The following is a 16,865-nucleotide window of genomic DNA, read 5'->3' as shown; positions in this document are numbered from 1 at the left end:
CAGTACCGCTTCGGTACTGCCTTCTGGCCAATGAGACTGGGGAAAGTCTAACTGCGTGCGGCTTCGGCAGGGCTTGGGTCAGCGCAGTTCGTCGGAGTCGAGCGGCTCCCAGCCCGCCATCAGCTCGTCCGGGTGGGCCGGGACCCTCGCCGCGCGGGGCGCCGGCGGGGCCGACGGTGCCTCACCACGCACCTCGCCGCGCGGCTTGGCGGCGGCCCGGCGGCGGCCCGGGATGGCCCGCAGCGCCTCGCCGATGTCGGCCACCTCGACCACCTTCATGCCCGGCGGCACCTTGCCCGGGTCCGGCGGGACCAGGGCGTGGGTGAAGCCCAGCCGGTGCGCCTCGGCCAGTCGGCGCTGCACACCCGTCACCCGCCGCACCTCGCCCGCCAGGCCGACCTCGCCGATCGCCACCAGGTTGCTGGGCAGCGGGGTGTCGGTGGAGGAGCTGGCCACCGCGAGCGCGACCGCGAGGTCGGCGGAGGGCTCGGACAGCTTCACCCCGCCGACCGTGGCGGTGTAGATGTCCTGCTTGCCGAGCTTCACCCCACCGTGCCGCTCGACCACGGCCAGGATCATCGCGATCCGGGGCGACTCCAGGCCCGAGGTGGTGCGCCGCGGGGAGGGGATCTGCGAATCCACCATCAGCGCCTGCACCTCGGCGACCAGCGGGCGCTTGCCCTCCAGGGTGACGGTGAGGCAGGTGCCCGGGACGGGCTTGTCACGCCTGGTCAGGAAGAGGCCGGACGGGTCGGCCAGGCCGATGATGCCCTCGTCGTGCAGCTCGAAACAGCCCACCTCGTCGGTGGCGCCGTAGCGGTTCTTGACCCCGCGGATCAGCCGCAGCCGGGCGTGCCGGTCGCCCTCGAAGCTCAGCACCACGTCCACCAGGTGCTCCAGCAGGCGCGGGCCGGCGATCTGGCCGTCCTTGGTGACGTGGCCGACCAGCAGGGTGGCCATGCCGCGCTCCTTGGACGCGCGGATCAGCGCGCCCGCCACCTCGCGGACCTGGGCCGGGCCGCCGGGGGCGCCGTCCAGCTCGGCGGAGGCGATGGTCTGCACCGAGTCCAGGATCAGCAGCCCGGGGTTGACCGCCTCGATGTGCCCGAGCACCGCGCCGAGGTCCTGCTCGGCGGCGAGGTAGAGGTGCTCGGAGAGGGCGTTGATCCGGTCGGCGCGCAGCCGGACCTGCCCGGCCGACTCCTCACCGGTGACGTAGAGCGTGCGGTGCTGCGCGGTGGCCGCCTTGGCGGCGACGTCCAGCAGCAGGGTGGACTTGCCGACGCCGGGCTCGCCGGCCAGCAGCACCACCGCGCCGGGGACCAGGCCGCCGCCGAGCACCCGGTCCAGCTCCGGCACGCCCGTGGAGCGGGCCGTCGCGACCTGGCCGTCCACCTGGGCGATCGGACGGGCGGGCGCGCTGACCGGGCCCGCGGCGGTGGTGCGGATCGGCACCGCGCCGTACTCCTCGACCGTGCCCCAGGCGTTGCACTCCGGGCAGCGGCCGACCCACTTGGGCAGCTGGTTGCCGCACTCGGTGCAGCGGTAGGCCGGGCGCGGCTTGGCGGTGGTCTTGGAACGCGGAGGCATGCGGCCCACGGTAGCGGCTGGGTGTGACAGCGCTGGGCCTGCGGCCCGAGGGCGGACGCGTCGGGCGCCCACACAGATGGGCGATGTTGTTACCCGAAAGAAGTACATACGCGGTGAATGGCGGGGACGGGCCGCCCGGTGCTCCTACCGTCGGACGGGTGACAACGCGAACAGTTGGGCCCGTCGGGGCGCAGGACGCCGTGCTCGCGGCGTACGACCGCCAGGTGGACGGCCTGTTCACCTACTGCCTCTCGGTGCTGTGCGAGCACGACGCGGCCGCCGACGCCCTGCGCGAGGTCCGTGAACTGGCCCGGCGGCACGGCGCCCGACTGGCCGAGCCCGGGCTGGTCCGGGCCTGGCTGTTCTCGCTGGCCCGGTACTGCTGCCTGCGGCGGCTCGCGGACGGGACCGGAGCGGAGCCGGGTGCCGGGCCGGTCCCCTCGGAACCGAGCGAGCTCGAGGCCGTCCGGCGGCGGCGTGAGCTGGCCTCGCTCGCCTGGCCGGAGGCGGCCGGGACGGACCCGGAGCAGCGCGAGGCGCTGGAACTGTCCGTCCGGCACCGGCTGACCCCGCTGGAGGTCGCGGCCGTCCTGGGCCTGCCCTTCGAGCGGACCCGCGGGCTGCTCGCCGCCGCCGAGTCCGAGGTGGCCCGGACCAGGGCGGCGCTGCTGGTGCTCGGGGTGGGCAGTTGCCCCGAGCTGGACCGGCTCGGCGGGGCCGGGGCCGAGTCCTGGCGGGACTGGGTGCTCGGCCCGGCGCTGCGGCGGGAGCTGGTGCAGCACGTGGTGGACTGCCCGACCTGCCGGGGGACGGCGGAGCGGGTGGCCGCCGGGGAGGCGGCGGAGGGCGCGGCGGGGCTGTCGGGGCTGCCGCTGCTGACGGCGCCGGTGGTGGTGGCGCCGGGGGTGGCGGTGGCGGGCGGGACGGCGCGGTCGACGGCGGGAGGTGCGGCCGAGCCGGGGCTGCGCTTCGACCACGGCGGCTTCCCCCGGCACCGGGCGCCGGACGCGGGCCGGGGCCGGGCGGTCCGCCGGCGGGTGGTGACCACCGGGGTGCTCGCGGCCGTCCTGGCGGCGCCGGTGGTGGCGCTCTGGGCCGGACACCGGGCCGGCGGCGGGGCCGGGTCGGCGGCCTCGGTGTCGGCGGTGCGGGTGGACGGAGCCGGCGCGGACGCCGGGCAGCGGCCGTCGTGGGCGGCCGGGGCGGTCGCCGGGGCCGGGGCGGGAATGCCGGGGCTGGAGCTGGCTGGTGCGGGCGGCGGCGGGGTGGGTGGCACGGCCGGCGGAAACGGTGCAGAAACGTTGCTCCCTGGATTTCCAAGGCTCACCCTCCAGGGGCCGCTGGTCCCGGTGCCCGGCCGGGGCGCGACCCCGCTCGGCAGCCCCACCCTGGTCGCCGCCCCAGCCCCCACCGTCGAACGGGCCTCCGCCCCGGGCGCGGCCGACCCGGCCCCGGCCGGGCTGCTCACCGTCGAAGCCGGGGAGTACGGCAGTCGGACGGTGCTCACCCTCACCAACTCCGGTACCACGGAGATCCGTTGGCACGCCGTGACGGACGCCGGCTGGCTCCGGCTCAGCCGCGACTCGGGGACACTGGCCCCCGGGCAGCGGATCACCGTGATCGTCACCGTGGACGAGGAACTCGCGCCCACCACCCACTGGACCGCCCGGATCGCGCTGCCGCCCTCCCAGGCGGTGGTCACCCTGGAGGGCGGGCCGCAGAACCGGGGCGGGTCCGCGTCCTCCTCGGCGGAGCCCTCGGCCGAGCCCTCGTCGACGCCGTCGGCGAGCACCTCCCCGGCGCCGTCGTCGACGCCCTCCTCGACGGGCTCGCCGACCGGCTCCTCGGCGCCGTCCCCGTCGGGCACGCCCTCGTCGTCACCGGGCCGGACCGGGGCACCGTCGCCCTCCGGGCCGCCGACCGGTACGCCGACCCACTCGGCGACTCCGACCGGCCCCGCCTCCGCGCACCCGACGGGGGCGGCGACGGCCGGGCACTGAGACGGCTCAACTCCCCGCGACCCCAAGGGGGATGAGCGCGAGGCGGTCAGCCGCGGTGGATCGGGGGCACCTGGTAGCTGCCGTCCAGCACCGACGGCTTCGGCCGGTAGAGCCGGATGATCGGGCGGAACTCGCCCAGCGGGGTGGGGAGCCAGTTGGCGGCGGCCACCGGGTCCTCGGGCGGCTCGTGCTGGAGGGTCACGGTCAGCGAGCCGTCCGGGCCGTACACCAGGCCGGGGGTGCGGTCGCCGATCGAGTAGCGGTCGATCGGGTTCTCCACCAGGTAGTAGTCCGGCACCGAGTACATCGTGACGGACCAGAAGGCCTCGGCCGGCGGGGGTTGCTCGAAGCGGACGGTGTAGCTGTTGGCGCCGGTGAGCGGGCGGCCGTCGGAGTCGTCGTAGGTCATCGCGTACGAGGCCTCGTACGCGTGGTTGCCCCACAGGCCGGCCCGGGCGGCGGCCGCCCGGCTGAGGTAGGCGGCGCGGCGGTCGGGGATGCGCCACTCGGGGTCGTCCAGGGTGCCGGGGCCCAGGTGGTCGATGTTGTAGTCGAAGAGGTGGAGCGCGGAGCGCCACTCGCCGAGCGGGTGGTCCTCGGGCGGGCGGGTCGCGTCCTCGACCCGCTCGCGCCCGGCGGCCAGGCCCTTGGCGAGCGCCAGGGTCCACTCGGCGGCGGCCGCCCGGTACGGCGAGGCGCCGTCGTCCAGCAGGCCGAGCGGGGCGAAGCGGCGCTGGTACTCGATGTCGGGGGTGGCCGGCGGGAAGGCCTGCATCCACACCCGCAGCCGCTCGAAGAAGGCCAGCCGCTCGGGGACCTCCGGGTCGGGCTCGGGCAGTCCGGCGACCAGGCCGCCGGGCTCCAGCGGCTCCAGGACGAGGGCGCTCTGCAGGACCTTGACCCGGGGCAGGTCGTCCGGGCCGTCGCAGGCGAAGCGGCCGACGATGGTGCCGACGGTGGTGGGCAGTTCGATCACCCGGGCCGGGTCCGGCGCGGTGCCGTGCCAGTCGGGCGGGACGACCAGCCAGGTCTGCGCCGCGGTGCCGGTGGCCCGGCTGCCGAGGTAGGCGACGTTGTCCGTCCAGGCGCCGAGGAACTGCAGCACGTAGTAGGCGCCGGCGGTGTCCGGGACGTGCAGCACCTGCGGGCCCTCGGAGAGGTCCAGCTGGGCGATCGAGTAGATGGTGTCGTTGTTGACCGAGACGAAGTGGTCGGCCGGGCCCGCCAGCCGGGTGGCGTGGCTGAAGTGGTTGTACGGCGCCGCCGGGAGGGTGCCCAGGCCGCCCTTGGCGAAGCGCTCGACCATGGTGAGGCCGGCGACGAGCGGGTAGCCGTAGACGTAGGCGTCGGCGGCCAGGGCCTCCAGCTCGGGCAGGTTCATCGGGGGTCCTTCGTCGGGTCGGGGCGCTTCGGGGGCGGGTCGGGTGCCCGTCGGTGGCGGTGGGTCGGGGCGGGTCGGGGCCTGGGCGAGCCGGGCGACCGGGTCAGCGCGGGGTGAGCGGCGGGGGCTGCCAGCGGCCGTCCAGGACGGCGGCCTCCGGGCCGTGGATCCGGAGCACGACGGCGAACGGGCCGTCCGGGGCGGGCAGCCAGTTGGCGGAGTGGTCGGCGTCGGCGGGGCGCTTGTGCTGGACGTAGAGGGTGAGGCCGCCGTCCCGGTCGCGGACCAGGCCGGGGGTGTGGCCGCCGATCGAGTAGCGGTCCAGGGTGTTGTCGACCAGCCGGTGCCCGGGGAGCGCGTACACCGTCGCGGACCAGAAGAAGCGGGCCGGCGGCAGGGCGTCCGGGGCGAAGCGGATCACGTGGTCGCGGTCGGCGGCGTTCGGCGGACGGTGGCCCGCGGCGTCCGCCGCCCAACGGCCGTACCAGACCTCCTCGGTGGGCAGCCCGTACGGGTCGAGCTCGGCCCCGACGGCCTGCCGGAGGAAGTCCCCACCCAGTTCCTCGCGGGTGCCGGACAGGCCCGCGGAGTCGCGGAGTTCGGCGACCGCCCCGGTCAGCCGGGCGCGGCCGTCGGCGATCCCGCGGCCGAGTTCGGCGCGGACCTCCAGCGGGAGGGTGGCGGGCTCGAACTCGCCGCGGCCGTCGACGCCGAGGTCGGTGAGGCGGCCGCGCAGCCCGGTCTCGGCGGGCGGGAGTGCGTCGGCCGGCGGGAAGAAGCCGAGCAGGAAGTCGAGGAAGGTGAGGAACTCGACGCCCTCCGGGACTTCGTCGCGCCAGACCGGCCAGACCGGCTCGGGGGCGGGGGCGGGCGCCGGGGTGCCGGCGTACCGGTGCAACGGGCGCAGCCGGTACTGCTCCTGGACGGCCCGCAGGGCGGCGAGGTCGGCGGGGGTGTTCCCGGCGAGCCGGGTGTGGCCGAGGACGCCGACCAGGCGGGTGGCGGTGCGGATCACGCCCGTGATGCCGGGCGGGGGCCGGCCCTGCCAGTCGGGGCCGGCCACCAGGAAGTCCCCCGCGCCCTGGCCGGTGGTCCGGGAGCCGATCAACCCGGCCGGCAGGGTGTCGAGTTCGTGCACGACGAGGACGCGGTAGTCGTCGGTGGCGGGGACCGAGAGCACCCAGGGTTCGGCGCGCAGGTCGAGCCAGGCGCGGGACGGGAGGGTGTCGTTGTCGGGGGTGACGGCGTCGGTGTCGTCGGGGCCGGCCGGCCGGGTGGTGTGGCGGAAGACGCCGAAGCCGCCGACGTAGCCCGGGTCCGCGTCGTCCAGGGCCTGGGCGTAGAGGGTGCGGTAGGTCCGCAGGAGGGGGTGGGCGCGGATCCAGGCCTCGGCCGCGGTCGCGCGGATGGTGGCCGGATCGACGAGTGCCGGGTTGACCATGCTGTCGCTCTCCCAGGCCGGATCAGGCGAATGCGGACGGATCAGGGCAGATCGGTACACCTGGGATGCTAAGGGGGGCGGGGAGGGGAGGCATGTCGGGCGGCGCCCGCAGCGGGCGGATCCGGGCCGGCGCTCTGCTCAGCGCTAACCCGGGCGTAGCGGCGGGCCGGCGGGGACAGGCTGGGCGGCATGAAGATCCTGCTGCTCGGGGGCTCGTCCTTCCTCGGACGTGCCTACGCCGCCGAGGCGCTCGCCCGCGGCCACCACGTCACCACCTTCAACCGCGGGCGCAGCGCCCCCGACCTGCCCGGAGTCGAGGCCTTCCGGGGCGACCGCGACAGTGCCGAGGACCTCGCCCGGCTGGTCGAGGGCCGCCGTTGGGACGCCGTCGTCGACACCTCCGCCCGCCAGCCCGCCCAGGCCGCGCTCTCCGCCCGGCTGCTGCGCGGACGGGCCGACCACTACACCTTCGTCTCCTCGGTGCACGCCTACGCCGACTGGGCCACCCAGGTGATCACCGAGGACTCCGCGCTCCTCCCCTGCCCCGCCGACACCCCGCCCGACCAGCCCTTCGGCCGCGAGCTGAAGGCGGGCGGCGAGCGCGCGGTGCTGGCGGGCTTCGGCGCCGAACGCACCCTGGTGCTCAGCAGCGGACTGCTGATCGGCCCGTACGAGCTGGGCGGCCGGCTGCCCTGGTGGCTGGAGCGGATGGCCCGCGGCGGGCGGGTGCTCGCACCCGGCGATCCGGGGCGGACCATCCAGGTGATCGACGTCCGGGACTTCGCCGCCTTCGGGCTCGACCTGCTGACGGCCGGGACGACGGGCCGCTTCCTCACCACGGCGCCGCCCGGGCGGCTCACCTTCGGGCAGTGGCTGGAGACCTGCCGGGAGATCGCGGGCGCGGCCGGCACCGAGCTGGTCCCGATCGGGGACGCCGCCCTGCTGGCCGAGGGGCCGGACCAGGTCGACCCCTGGCTCGAACTGCCCTTCTGGGCACCGGACCTGCCGGAGTGGAAGTACATCTGGCAGGTCGACAGCAGCCGCGCCGAGGCGGCCGGGCTGCGCTGCCGCCCGTTCGCGGAGACCGCCCGGGACACCTGGGAGTGGCTGCGCACCCGGGGGCCGGCCGAGGACACCGACGCCGAGGGGCGGAAGCTGGTGGTCGGGGCGCCGTACACCCAGGGCATCGAACCGGCCAAGGAGCAACGGCTGTTGGCCGCACACGGATGAGGCGCCCGGGCGGAACGCACGGATGAGGCGCCCGGGCGGAACGCACGGATGAGGCGCCTGGGTGAGGCGCCCGGGGCGCGAGGCCGGGGCGGGAAACCCGGGGCGGGAGGCCGGCCCCCGCCCCGGCGGGGCTCGCTCAGTGGGTGCGGCGGGTCACCAGCTCGGCCAGCGCCAGCAGTTCGTCCGCCGCGGCGGGCTCCGGCACGGCCACGGCCAGCTGCGCCATCGCCGCGGCCATCCGCTCACAGGACTCGCCCTGCGCCCAGCCGCGCCCGCCGGCCGCGTCGACGGCGGCCGCGCACTGCGCCAACTCGGCTGCGGTGAGCGGACGTTCGAGCGCGTAGAGCTCGGCGAGCCGGGCCCCCTCGGGGGTGCCGGAGCCGAGCGCCTTGACCACCGGCAGCGACTTCTTCCGGGCGACCAGGTCCGCGCCGACCGGCTTGCCGGTGACCGTCGGATCCCCCCAGATGCCGATCAGGTCGTCGATCAGCTGGAAGGCCAGGCCGATCTCGCGGCCGAAGCCGTCCATCGCCTGCGCCGCCTGCTCGGACCCGCCGCCGTACAGGGCGCCCATCGCGCAGGCGGCGCCCAGCAGGGCGCCGGTCTTGGCCTCGGCCATCGCCAGGCACTCGGCCAGCGAGACGTCGTTGCGCTGCTCGAAGGCGCAGTCGATCTGCTGGCCCTCGCAGAGCTCGACCACGCAGTCGGCGAGCCGGCGGATCGATCCGCGGGCGGCCGGGTGGGCGTCCTCGGCGAGCAGGCGCAGCGCGAGGGAGTGCATCGCGTCGCCGGCCAGGATGGCCTCGGTGGTGCCGAACACCCGCCAGGCGGTGGGCCGGTGGCGGCGGGTGTCGTCCCGGTCGATGACGTCGTCGTGGAGCAGGGTGAAGTTGTGGACCAGCTCCACGGCGGCGGCCGCGGCGGCGGCCGTCCCGGGGGTGCCGCCGAGGGCCTGGGTGGCGGCGAGGACCAGGGCCGGGCGGATCGCCTTGCCGGCGGGGGCCTCGGAGGGCGTGCCGTCCGCCTCCCACCAGCCGAAGTGGTAGCCGGCGACCTTGCGCATCGTGCCGGGCAGCGAGTCGACGGCGGCCCGCAGGACCGGGTCGACCAGCCCGCGGGTGCGGGCGAGGATGTCCGCCGCCTCGTGGCCCTCTTTGTGGTCCCGCTCCAGCGTGGAGCTCGTCATGGGTTCCTCCCCCTCTAGGGCGTGTCCTTCGGATCACGTCGGATCAGCGGGCGTCGTTGGGGTGCGTGCATCGGCGGGCCGGTGGCCGTGCGCACCGCGGCGCGCCGCCCGGCCGGGGGCTGGTGCCCCGGCCGGGCGGCGCGGATCGGGCCCGGTTGCCGAGCCGGGAGCCCGACGTCAGCGCTGCGCGACGTCCACGTTCTCCAGCACGCCGATGGCGTCCGGCACCAGGACCGCGGCCGAGTAGTAGGCGCTCACCAGGTACGAAATGATGGCCTTCTCGTCGATTCCCATGAACCGCACCGAGAGGCCCGGCTGGTATTCATCCGGAATTCCGGTCTGGTGCAGGCCGACGACACCCTGGTTGTCCTCGCCGATGCGCATCGCGATGATCGAGCTGGTGTGCCCGCCGATGATCGGGATCTTGTTGCACGGGAAGATCGGCACCCCGCGCCAGGCGTTGACGTGCTTGCCCTCGACCTCGACGGTGCCCGGGTTGAGACCGCGCTTGTTGCACTCCCGGCCGAAGGCGGCGATGGCCTTGGGGTGGGCCAGGAACATCCTGGTGCTGCGGCGGCGGCTGAGCAGCTCGTCCATGTCGTCCGGGGTGGGCGGGCCGGAGTGGGTCTGGATCCGCTGGTCGTACTCGGCGTTCTCCAGCAGCCCGAACTCGGGGTTGTTGATGAGCTCGTGCTCCTGGCGCTCGCGCAGCGCCTCGATGGTCAGCCGCAGCTGGTGCTCGGTCTGGTTCATCGGCTGGTTGTAGAGGTCGGCGACGCGGCTGTGCACCTTGAGGATGGTCTGGGCGACGCTCAGCTCGTACTCGCGCGGCTTGAGCTCGTAGTCCACGAAGGCGCCGGGCAGGTCGTACTCGCCCTGGTGGCCGGCGGAGAGGTCGATCGCGGCCTCGCCGTGCTTGTTCTGCGCCTGCTGGAAGCCGTTCAGGTACTCCATGATCTGCAGCTGCAGCGACTCGGAGCGGTCGTGCAGCTCCTGGAAGGAGGGCCAGGAGAGCGCCATCACGGTGCCGGAGGTGGCGGCCCGGACGGTGTACGGCCAGGAGCCGTCCTCCTCCTGGAGCGCCTCGTCGCCCAGGTGGTCGCCGTCGGCGAGGGTGCCGACCACCGTCTCCTCGCCGTACTTGCCGGTGCCGAGCCGGTCCAGCTTGCCGTGCGCGATGACGAACACCTCGCTGATCGGCGTACCGGCCGCGACCAGGACGTCGCCCGGGGCGAACTGCCGCTGCACGAACCGGCCGGCCAGCTCCTCCAGCACCGCCTCGTCCTGGTAACCGCGCAGCACGGGCACCTCGGCCAGCGTCTGCGGGACGATCCGCACCTCGGAACCGGTCTTGACGAAACTCACCCGGCCGCGACCGACCTTGTGGCGCAGGCGGCGGTTGACCCGGTAGGTACCGCCGGAGACCTGCACCCAGGGCAGCATCCTGAGCAGCCAACGCGGGCTGATGCCCTGCATCTGGGGCGCGGACTTGGTGGTGGTGGCGAGGTTCCGCGCGCCCGCCGTGCTCAGGGACTGCTGCTGCCGGATCTCCGGCTGCGCGCCCGGCGCAGGAATACCGGCATTGGTTTCGGTCGACATAAGGGGAGCCCTTCGCATGCCCGATGAAAGTGTCGGCTTGCACATTCATGTTGCAGCTTCATGGTGGGCCCGTTCGGGGGCGTCCCGCAATCACTCATTCGAGTGGTTCCGAATAACCGAACAAATAGTACGACTAGATCACCTGATCGATATTTGTTCGACTATTTATTCGAAAGTATCGGAACGTCGGCCCCCATCCTCCCCCATCGGCCGCCCCGCCCGCGCCACCCCTTGACAGCTCCCGTACGCACCCGCCCCGCCGGGGCTACAGCGGGCCGTTCCAGTCCAGCGTCGGCTCCAACACCCCCTCCAGGGTGAGCAGCCAGCGCTTCACCTCGATCCCGACCCGGCCGCCGCCGAAGCCGCCGATCCCGTCCGCCGCCACCACCCGGTGGCAGGGCACCAGCAGCGGGACCGGGTTGGCGGCCATCATCTGCCCGACCGTCCGAGCGGCCAGGCCGGGTTCGGTGACGTCCTCGAACACCCCGCTGCGGGCGGCCAGTTCGCCGTAGGTGATGGTCCGCCCGTACGGCACCTGCTCCCAGAGCGTCCGCAGCACGGTGCGGTGCGGCCCGGAGCTGAGGCTCCAGTCGATCGGCAGGCCCAACTCCCGGGTGCGGCCCGCCAGGTAGGCGTCGATCCGCTCGGTGACGGCGGCGACCTTCGCCGGGTCGGTGCACGGCGGCAGCTCGCCGTCCCGGCCGCCGTAACCGGCGGCCGCCACGCCCAGCGGCGTCACTGCGATGTGCATCGGGCCGCTGGGCAGCGGGGTGGGCACGGTCAGCCAGGACATCGACCAGGACTGCGGCACGCTCGGACCCCCACCCTCCGCCTGGACGGCCACCGGTCGTCCCGGCGTCCGGGGGGCGGGCTCGCCCCGTTCGCCATCGTACGGCGGGGCCGCGGGGGCCCCGGCGGGGTATCGGGCGGGGTGCTCGACGGGGTACCGGGCGGGGTGTTCGGCGGGGACGGCTCCGGTCAGTGCCGTCCCTTGAGCTCCGAGGACAGCGCCCGCGCCCAGTGCGACAGTTCGGCGCGGTCCGGCGCCCGGCCCTCGCACAACACGGCGAGCTGGGCCTCGTTGATCCGGTTCGGCCCCGGGATCTCCAGCAGGTACGCCAGTTCGGCCAGGACGGTGGACAGCCGCTCGGCGTCCGCGTGGTCCAGGACGGCCCCGGCCTGGTGGTGGCCGATGGTGAGCGAACCGGGCATGGTCAACCTCCTCCGTGACCCCCGCTCCTCCACGGTACGACCGACCCGGCCACCCCGCCCGCCGCGGAGGCACGCACGCGTGGGCGGAGCGACCGGCGGCACTCCGGGGCCGGCCGGGCACGGTGCGCGGTGGGCCGCACCGGTGGTGGCCGGGGGTGCGCCCCGGAGCCGTCCGAGGGGTGAGTCAGTCGCCCGGGCCCTCCTCCCAACGACGATTCCGAACGGCCGGTACGCCCAACACTACGACCCCGGCAGCCACTTGCCAGACCGCGCCGAGCAGCAGCACCCGACCGGCGCCGAACCGGTCCGCCAGCGGACCGGCCGCCGCCAGCCCCAGCGGACCGAGGACGAAGGCGCCCAGCGCCCCGAAGGAGGTCAGCCGGCCCAGCAGCTCCGCCGGCACCCAGCGCTGGGTGGTGGTGCCGAACAGCGTCCCGCAGACCGCCGAACCGACCCCCGCCGCCAGCGCCCCCGCGACCACCCACGGCAGCCCCGCCCCCGCCGCCAGCGCCGCGGACGGCAGCGCCCAGGCCAGTCCGGCCACCGTCGCCACCGCGAGCGGACGCCCGGGCCGGCGGCCGAGCATCAACAGCCCGCCCAGCACCGCGCCGGCGCCGTACACCCCCATCACCAGGCCCCAGGCCCGGGCGCCGCCCAGCTCCCGCTGCGCGGTGAGCGGGCCGAGCACCAGGAACGGGGCCCAGACCAGCAGGTTGAACAGGCCCATCTGCGCGGTGGTGATCCACAGCCACGGGCGGGCGGTGAACTCCGACCAGCCGGAGCGCAGTTCGCGGAGCATCGAGCCGCCGTCGGCCGCCCGGGGACGGTCGGGCAGCCGGAGGCCGGCCAGCGCCAGGGCGCCGACGCCGTACGTCACGGCGTCGATCAGCAGCACCGTCGCCGGGCCCGAGGTGGCCGTGACCAGGCCGGCCAGCGCCGGCCCGGCCACCGTGGACACCGACCGCGAGAGCCCCAGCAGGGTGTTGCCGTCCGCCAGCAGCTCCTTGCGGCGCACCAGGTCGGGCACGATCGCGCCGAACGCGGGCATGAACAGCCCCTCACCGATCCCCCAGACCGCCACCAGCACGACCATCACCCAGACCGGCGCGTGCCCGGCCGCCAGCAGCGCCGCGAACAGCGCCTGGACGAGGCCGCGCAGGACGTCCGTGCCCAGCATCAGCCGGCGGCTGCCCAGACGGTCGGCGATCACCCCGCCGGCCAGCAGGACCAGCACCACCGGGAGGATCCGGGCGGCCATCACCCAGCCCAGGTCCGTACCACTGCCGGCGCCGGTGCCGGCCCCAGCTCCGGTCCCGCTGCCGTCGAGCACCGCGAAGGCGACCGCAACCGGTGCCATCGAGGAGCCGAGGAGGGAGGTCGTGTACCCGATGAAGAAGCGGGTGAAGTCGCGCTCGCCCAGCACGGCGAGCCGGTCTCCCAGCCGCCGGGAGCGGGCCGGGATCCGTTCTGTTTCCACTGCCATGGGCAGTCAGTCTGCGCGCGCCGGGGAACGGGGTTCAAGGGGTTCCGGGGAAAAACTTGAGCCTGTTGGCATCAATGTTTGGCAGGGTCGGTCCTGCCGCAGTAAATAGCCTGTGATATGGCTACTGAGCTGCCGTTTACTGCGGTTGGCGGATATCATAGAAGGCGATGGACCAGGGTCGTTTACTGCGGAAGAAGGCGGACGTGACGGAGCTCCCCCCGGTCGAGTACGGCCTCGCCGTCGAGCGCTACCTGGCCGCCTCCGGGCTCGCCGAGGGCTCCCGGCGGATCTACCGGATCGCGCTCGACACCTGGGCCTGGGCCCTCGCCGACCGGACCGCCCCCACCGGCCCCGAACGGCGGCGCGCCCACCCGCCCGTACTGCCGCTCGCCCTGCTCGACCACCCGGACGCCCCCGACCGGCTGCGGGCCGCCGTCGCCCGGCGCGCCGCCGACACCGACCCGCGCACGCTCAACCGCGAACTCTCCACCCTGCGCGCGGCCGTGGCCTGGTGGCGCGCCAAGGGCTGGATCGACGGCGACCCGAGCACCGCCCTGCGCCCCAGCCCGCTGCCCTCACCGGCCGGCGCCGGGGCCGGGACCGGCCCGCTGGGCGAGGAGCAGCTGCGCGCCCTGTTCACCCGCCGGGCGCCGCTGCGCGAGCAGACGCTCTGGCACCTGCTGCACGAGTCCGGCGCCGCCATCGAGACCGTACTGGCCCTCGACACCGACCAGTTGGACCTCCCCGGCCGCCGCACCCGCCCCCGCCCCGACCGCCCCCAGCTCTGCTGGGGCACCGGCACCGCCAGGCTGCTCCCGCTGCTGATCGCCGGCCGCTCCGGCGGCCCGCTCTTCCTCACCGACCGCCGCGCCCCGGCCGGCACCCCCGCCGCCGACCGCTGCCCGCACACCGGCCGCGCCCGGCTCTCCTACCGCCGGGCGGCCGAACTGTTCACCGCCCACACCCGGCCGCTCGGGGAGGGCTGGACGCTCCGGCAGCTGCGGGCGGGGCGGTAGCGCCCGGCCACCGGACGGGCGCTAGCTCGACGGTGCCACCGCCCGGCGACCCTGCGGGAGCAAGTCGTCCAGGGTGTCGGCCAGTTGGGCCGGTGACGGGCGGTCGCCCGGGTCGAGGCGGAGGCTGGCGTCGATCGCCTCGGCGAGTGGGCGGGGCAGTCGGCGGCGCCGGGACACCGGGGGTGCCGGGCTCAACGGCGGTCCGTCGAAGGGCAGTTCGCCGGTGGCGGCCTCGTAGAGGGTGATGCCGAGACCCCAGACGTCGGTGGCGGCGGTGAGCCGGTCGCCGGCGGCCTGTTCGGGAGCGAGGTAGCCGTTCGTGCCGAGGCCCGGGCGGCCCGGGCCCGGCGGGCGGGCGATGCTGAGGTCGAGGACCTTGGCGCGGCGGCAGTCGATCACGATGTTGGCGGGCTTGAGGTCGAGGTGCAGCAGGCCCTTGCCGTGCAAGTACCGTACGGCGGAGATGAGTTGCAGCCCGAGCAGGGCCAGGTCGGTGGCGGCCGGGCGGCGCGGCTGCCGGTCGAGCAGGTGGGCGAGGGTCTCGCCGCTGAGGGTCTCCGAGACGGCGTACGGCTGGGGGCGTTCGCCGGTGCCGTAGCCGCGCACCAGGTGGGGGTGGGTGAACTCGGCCAGCCAGCGGCCCTCCTGGAGCAGGCGGGCGCGCAGTTCGCGGTCGCGGCGGTGGTCCGGCCGTAGCACCTTGACGACGCAGCGGCAGTCGCGTTCCTCGCTCCAGGCGTCGTAGACGTCCAGCCAGCCGGTTCGGCAGAGGTGGGCGAGCACCCGGTAGCCGGGGGCGATCGGCGTCCCGGCGGGCAGCGGTCGCGCAACGGGCTGTGGCCGTGCAACAGGCAGCGACCGGGCCGCGGTCATCGGGCGGCCTCCGTCGGGGTCGCGGCCCGGGCGAGCCGGGCGTAGCCGTCGTCGCGGGCGAGCAGTTGGCGGTGGCTGCCGGAGGCCACGACGCGGCCTTCGCGCAGCAGGACGATCCGGTCGGCGTTCCGCACGGTCAGCAGGTTGTGCGAGATGATGATCGTCGTCCGGCCGTTCATCAGCCGCCCCAGCGGTTCCAGGATCCGCCGCCCCGACTCCGCGTCGAGACCGGTGGTCGGTTCGTCCAGCAGCAGGACGGGTGCGTCCCGGATCATCGCCCGGGCGATCGCGATCCGCTGGCGCTGGCCGCCGGACAGCAGGCGCCCGCGCTGGCCCACCACCGTGTCGTAGCCGTCCGGCAGCCGGCTGACGAACTCGTGGGCGTCGGCGGCCCGGGCGGCGGCCGTGATCTGGGCGTCAGTGGCGTCCGGGCGGCCGTAGGCGATGTTCTCCCGGACGGTGCCGTGGATGACCAGGGTCTCCTGCAGCAGCACCGCGATGTGCTCGCGCAGGTCCGCCAGCGCCAGGTCGCGCAGGTCCGTGCCGTCCAGCCGGACGGCGCCGCGCTCCGGGTCGTAGAAGCGCAGCAGCAGCTTGGCGACCGTCGACTTGCCCGCCCCGCTCTCCCCGACCAGCGCCACCGTCTCGCCCGGTTCGGCGCGGAGGGAGACGTCGCACAGCGCCGCGCGGGCCGTGTCCGGGTAGCGGAACCACACCCCGTCGAAGGCCACCGCCCCGCGCACCCGGGCCGGGCGCAGCGGCCTCGGCGGATCGGCCACCTCCGGCCGCTGGTCGAGCAGTTCGATGATCCGCTCGGCGGCGGCCGAGGCCGAGAAGAAGCCGTTGCTGAGCCGTCCGATGCCCTGGATCGGGCTGTAGAGCCGGCTCAACAGAGCGACGAAGACGAGGAGTTCACCGAGGGTGAGGCGGCCGCGGACCAACTCCCAGGCACCCAGCCCGAGGACGATCAGCGCGCCGACCAGCTCCAGCTGCTCCACGATCGGCGTGAACAGGGCGCGCAGCCGGGTCGCCGCCATGGTCGCCCGGAACCGCGCCAGGTTCTCCCGCAGGAACCGCTCCTGCTCCCAGTCCTGCCGGTTGTACGCCTGCACCAGCGCGATGTTGCCCAGCGTCTCCTCCGCGAGGGCGCTGACCGAACCGCTGCGGCGGCGCCGCTCCCGGGACGCGGCCTTCACCCTCGTCGAGAAGCGCCGGGCGGTGATCCAGAACAGCGGGGCGACCACCAGCGCGGTCAGCGTGAGGTCCCAGCGCAGGTAGAACAGCACCCCCAGGAAGACGGCCAGCTCGGCGACGTACGCGACCGCGTCCAGGACGCCCGAGAGCAGGAAGGTCTCGACCGCCTCGACGTCCGCGGTCAGCCGCGACAGTACGTCGCCGAGCCGCCGCCGCTCGAAGAAGCCCAGCGGCAGGCCCTGCAGATGTCGGAACACGTCCGTGCGCAGGGCCAGCAGGAAGCGCTCGCTGACCCAGGTGGAGGCCGTCTCGTCCACAAAGTCCAGGGCCCCTGCCAACAGGGTCAGCCCGGCGTAGCCGAGCGCGACCGGCAGGAACAGCCCCAGCTTGCGCGGCACCAGCACGTCGTCGACGACGACCTTGAACAGCCAGACCATGGCCGCGTCGACCACCGGGCCGAGCAGGACGATCACCACCAGGAGGGTCAGCCAGCGCCGTCCCCCTCGGGTGTAGGGCCAGAACCGTCGGAACGTCCGCCGCAGCGGGACGGCCGGCGCCGGGGCGACGACCGGGTCCGCCCGGCCGTCGCCGTCACCGGTGTCGACCGCCGTCAACCGCCGCAGCGACCACACTCGCTCGTCCTAGCCCGGGGACCGGAAG

The 16,865-nt window shown here is 75.0% G+C and carries 13 protein-coding genes; 3 read left to right on the top strand and 10 right to left on the bottom strand.

The genetic code is table 11. The annotated features are described in order from the left end of the window. Window positions 1–78: 78 nt before the first annotated feature. Window positions 79–1,590: a DNA repair protein RadA gene (radA, locus tag ACFVXG_RS12080; RefSeq protein WP_387926710.1), complete on the bottom strand. Its 1,512-nt coding sequence runs from the start codon at window positions 1,588–1,590 to the stop codon at window positions 79–81. Window positions 1,591–1,748: 158 nt separating this feature from the next. Between radA and ACFVXG_RS12075 the strand changes: the two genes are divergently transcribed. After that, the gene (locus ACFVXG_RS12075; RefSeq protein WP_387926708.1) at window positions 1,749–3,590 is read left to right on the top strand and encodes a hypothetical protein; all 1,842 of its coding nucleotides are present in this window, start codon (window positions 1,749–1,751) and stop codon (window positions 3,588–3,590) included. Between the two features lie 46 nt (window positions 3,591–3,636). On the opposite strand, the gene ACFVXG_RS12070 is transcribed toward ACFVXG_RS12075, so the two are convergent. Beyond that, window positions 3,637–4,971, bottom strand: a complete 1,335-nt coding sequence (locus ACFVXG_RS12070; RefSeq protein WP_387926706.1) for a DUF1254 domain-containing protein — start codon at window positions 4,969–4,971, stop codon at window positions 3,637–3,639. A 103-nt stretch (window positions 4,972–5,074) separates the two neighbouring features. Next, entirely contained in the window at window positions 5,075–6,412 is a 1,338-nt protein-coding gene (locus ACFVXG_RS12065; RefSeq protein WP_387926705.1) for a DUF1254 domain-containing protein, read from the bottom strand. Between the two features lie 189 nt (window positions 6,413–6,601). Here ACFVXG_RS12065 and ACFVXG_RS12060 point away from each other — a divergent pair, with 189 nt between their 5' ends. Then, window positions 6,602–7,642 (top strand): NAD-dependent epimerase/dehydratase family protein, encoded by a 1,041-nt coding sequence (locus tag ACFVXG_RS12060; protein ID WP_387926704.1) that lies wholly within the window; start codon window positions 6,602–6,604, stop codon window positions 7,640–7,642. A 136-nt stretch (window positions 7,643–7,778) separates the two neighbouring features. Here ACFVXG_RS12060 and ACFVXG_RS12055 read toward each other — a convergent pair whose 3' ends face one another. The 5 genes from ACFVXG_RS12055 to ACFVXG_RS12035 form a co-directional block, all read right to left on the bottom strand. Beyond that, window positions 7,779–8,828, bottom strand: coding sequence for a family 2 encapsulin nanocompartment cargo protein polyprenyl transferase (locus ACFVXG_RS12055; RefSeq protein ID WP_387926702.1), 1,050 nt, complete (start codon window positions 8,826–8,828; stop codon window positions 7,779–7,781). Window positions 8,829–9,005: 177 nt separating this feature from the next. Further along, entirely contained in the window at window positions 9,006–10,427 is a 1,422-nt protein-coding gene (locus ACFVXG_RS12050; RefSeq protein WP_387926700.1) for a family 2B encapsulin nanocompartment shell protein, read from the bottom strand. Window positions 10,428–10,692: 265 nt separating this feature from the next. Next, the gene (locus tag ACFVXG_RS12045) at window positions 10,693–11,238 is read right to left on the bottom strand and encodes a methylated-DNA--[protein]-cysteine S-methyltransferase (RefSeq protein WP_387926699.1); all 546 of its coding nucleotides are present in this window, start codon (window positions 11,236–11,238) and stop codon (window positions 10,693–10,695) included. 167 nt (window positions 11,239–11,405) lie between these two features. After that, the gene (locus tag ACFVXG_RS12040; RefSeq protein WP_387926697.1) at window positions 11,406–11,639 is read right to left on the bottom strand and encodes a hypothetical protein; all 234 of its coding nucleotides are present in this window, start codon (window positions 11,637–11,639) and stop codon (window positions 11,406–11,408) included. Window positions 11,640–11,823: 184 nt separating this feature from the next. Next, complete coding sequence (locus tag ACFVXG_RS12035; protein WP_387926696.1) at window positions 11,824–13,122, bottom strand: MFS transporter; 1,299 nt, start codon at window positions 13,120–13,122, stop codon at window positions 11,824–11,826. Window positions 13,123–13,325: 203 nt separating this feature from the next. Between ACFVXG_RS12035 and ACFVXG_RS12030 the strand changes: the two genes are divergently transcribed. Continuing rightward, the gene (locus tag ACFVXG_RS12030; RefSeq protein ID WP_387926694.1) at window positions 13,326–14,138 is read left to right on the top strand and encodes a hypothetical protein; all 813 of its coding nucleotides are present in this window, start codon (window positions 13,326–13,328) and stop codon (window positions 14,136–14,138) included. Between the two features lie 21 nt (window positions 14,139–14,159). On the opposite strand, the gene ACFVXG_RS12025 is transcribed toward ACFVXG_RS12030, so the two are convergent. Together ACFVXG_RS12025 and ACFVXG_RS12020 are read right to left on the bottom strand one after the other, a co-directional pair. Further along, a complete protein-coding gene (locus tag ACFVXG_RS12025; protein ID WP_387926692.1) occupies window positions 14,160–15,011 on the bottom strand; it encodes a serine/threonine-protein kinase in 852 nt (283 codons plus the stop codon). Continuing rightward, window positions 15,008–16,837: an ABC transporter ATP-binding protein gene (locus ACFVXG_RS12020; RefSeq protein WP_387926690.1), complete on the bottom strand. Its 1,830-nt coding sequence runs from the start codon at window positions 16,835–16,837 to the stop codon at window positions 15,008–15,010. Before ACFVXG_RS12020 ends, ACFVXG_RS12025 begins: the two co-directional genes overlap by 4 nt. Window positions 16,838–16,865 lie beyond the last annotated feature (28 nt).

Origin of the sequence: Kitasatospora sp. NPDC058162 (assembly GCF_042884005.1) — a bacterium.
Taxonomy (GTDB): domain Bacteria; phylum Actinomycetota; class Actinomycetes; order Streptomycetales; family Streptomycetaceae; genus Kitasatospora.
Note: the sequence above shows the minus strand (reverse complement) of the source record. Positions and strands in the feature narration are given on the sequence as shown.

Coding starts and splice junctions, on each gene's coding strand:
- radA (WP_387926710.1), bottom strand. CDS start 1,590: ATGCCTCCGCGTTCCAAGACCACCGCCAAGCCGCGCCCGGCCTACCGC.
- ACFVXG_RS12070 (WP_387926706.1), bottom strand. CDS start 4,971: ATGAACCTGCCCGAGCTGGAGGCCCTGGCCGCCGACGCCTACGTCTAC.
- ACFVXG_RS12065 (WP_387926705.1), bottom strand. CDS start 6,412: ATGGTCAACCCGGCACTCGTCGATCCGGCCACCATCCGCGCGACCGCG.
- ACFVXG_RS12060 (WP_387926704.1), top strand. CDS start 6,602: ATGAAGATCCTGCTGCTCGGGGGCTCGTCCTTCCTCGGACGTGCCTAC.
- ACFVXG_RS12055 (WP_387926702.1), bottom strand. CDS start 8,828: ATGACGAGCTCCACGCTGGAGCGGGACCACAAAGAGGGCCACGAGGCG.
- ACFVXG_RS12050 (WP_387926700.1), bottom strand. CDS start 10,427: ATGTCGACCGAAACCAATGCCGGTATTCCTGCGCCGGGCGCGCAGCCG.
- ACFVXG_RS12040 (WP_387926697.1), bottom strand. CDS start 11,639: ATGCCCGGTTCGCTCACCATCGGCCACCACCAGGCCGGGGCCGTCCTG.
- ACFVXG_RS12035 (WP_387926696.1), bottom strand. CDS start 13,122: ATGGCAGTGGAAACAGAACGGATCCCGGCCCGCTCCCGGCGGCTGGGA.
- ACFVXG_RS12025 (WP_387926692.1), bottom strand. CDS start 15,011: ATGACCGCGGCCCGGTCGCTGCCTGTTGCACGGCCACAGCCCGTTGCG.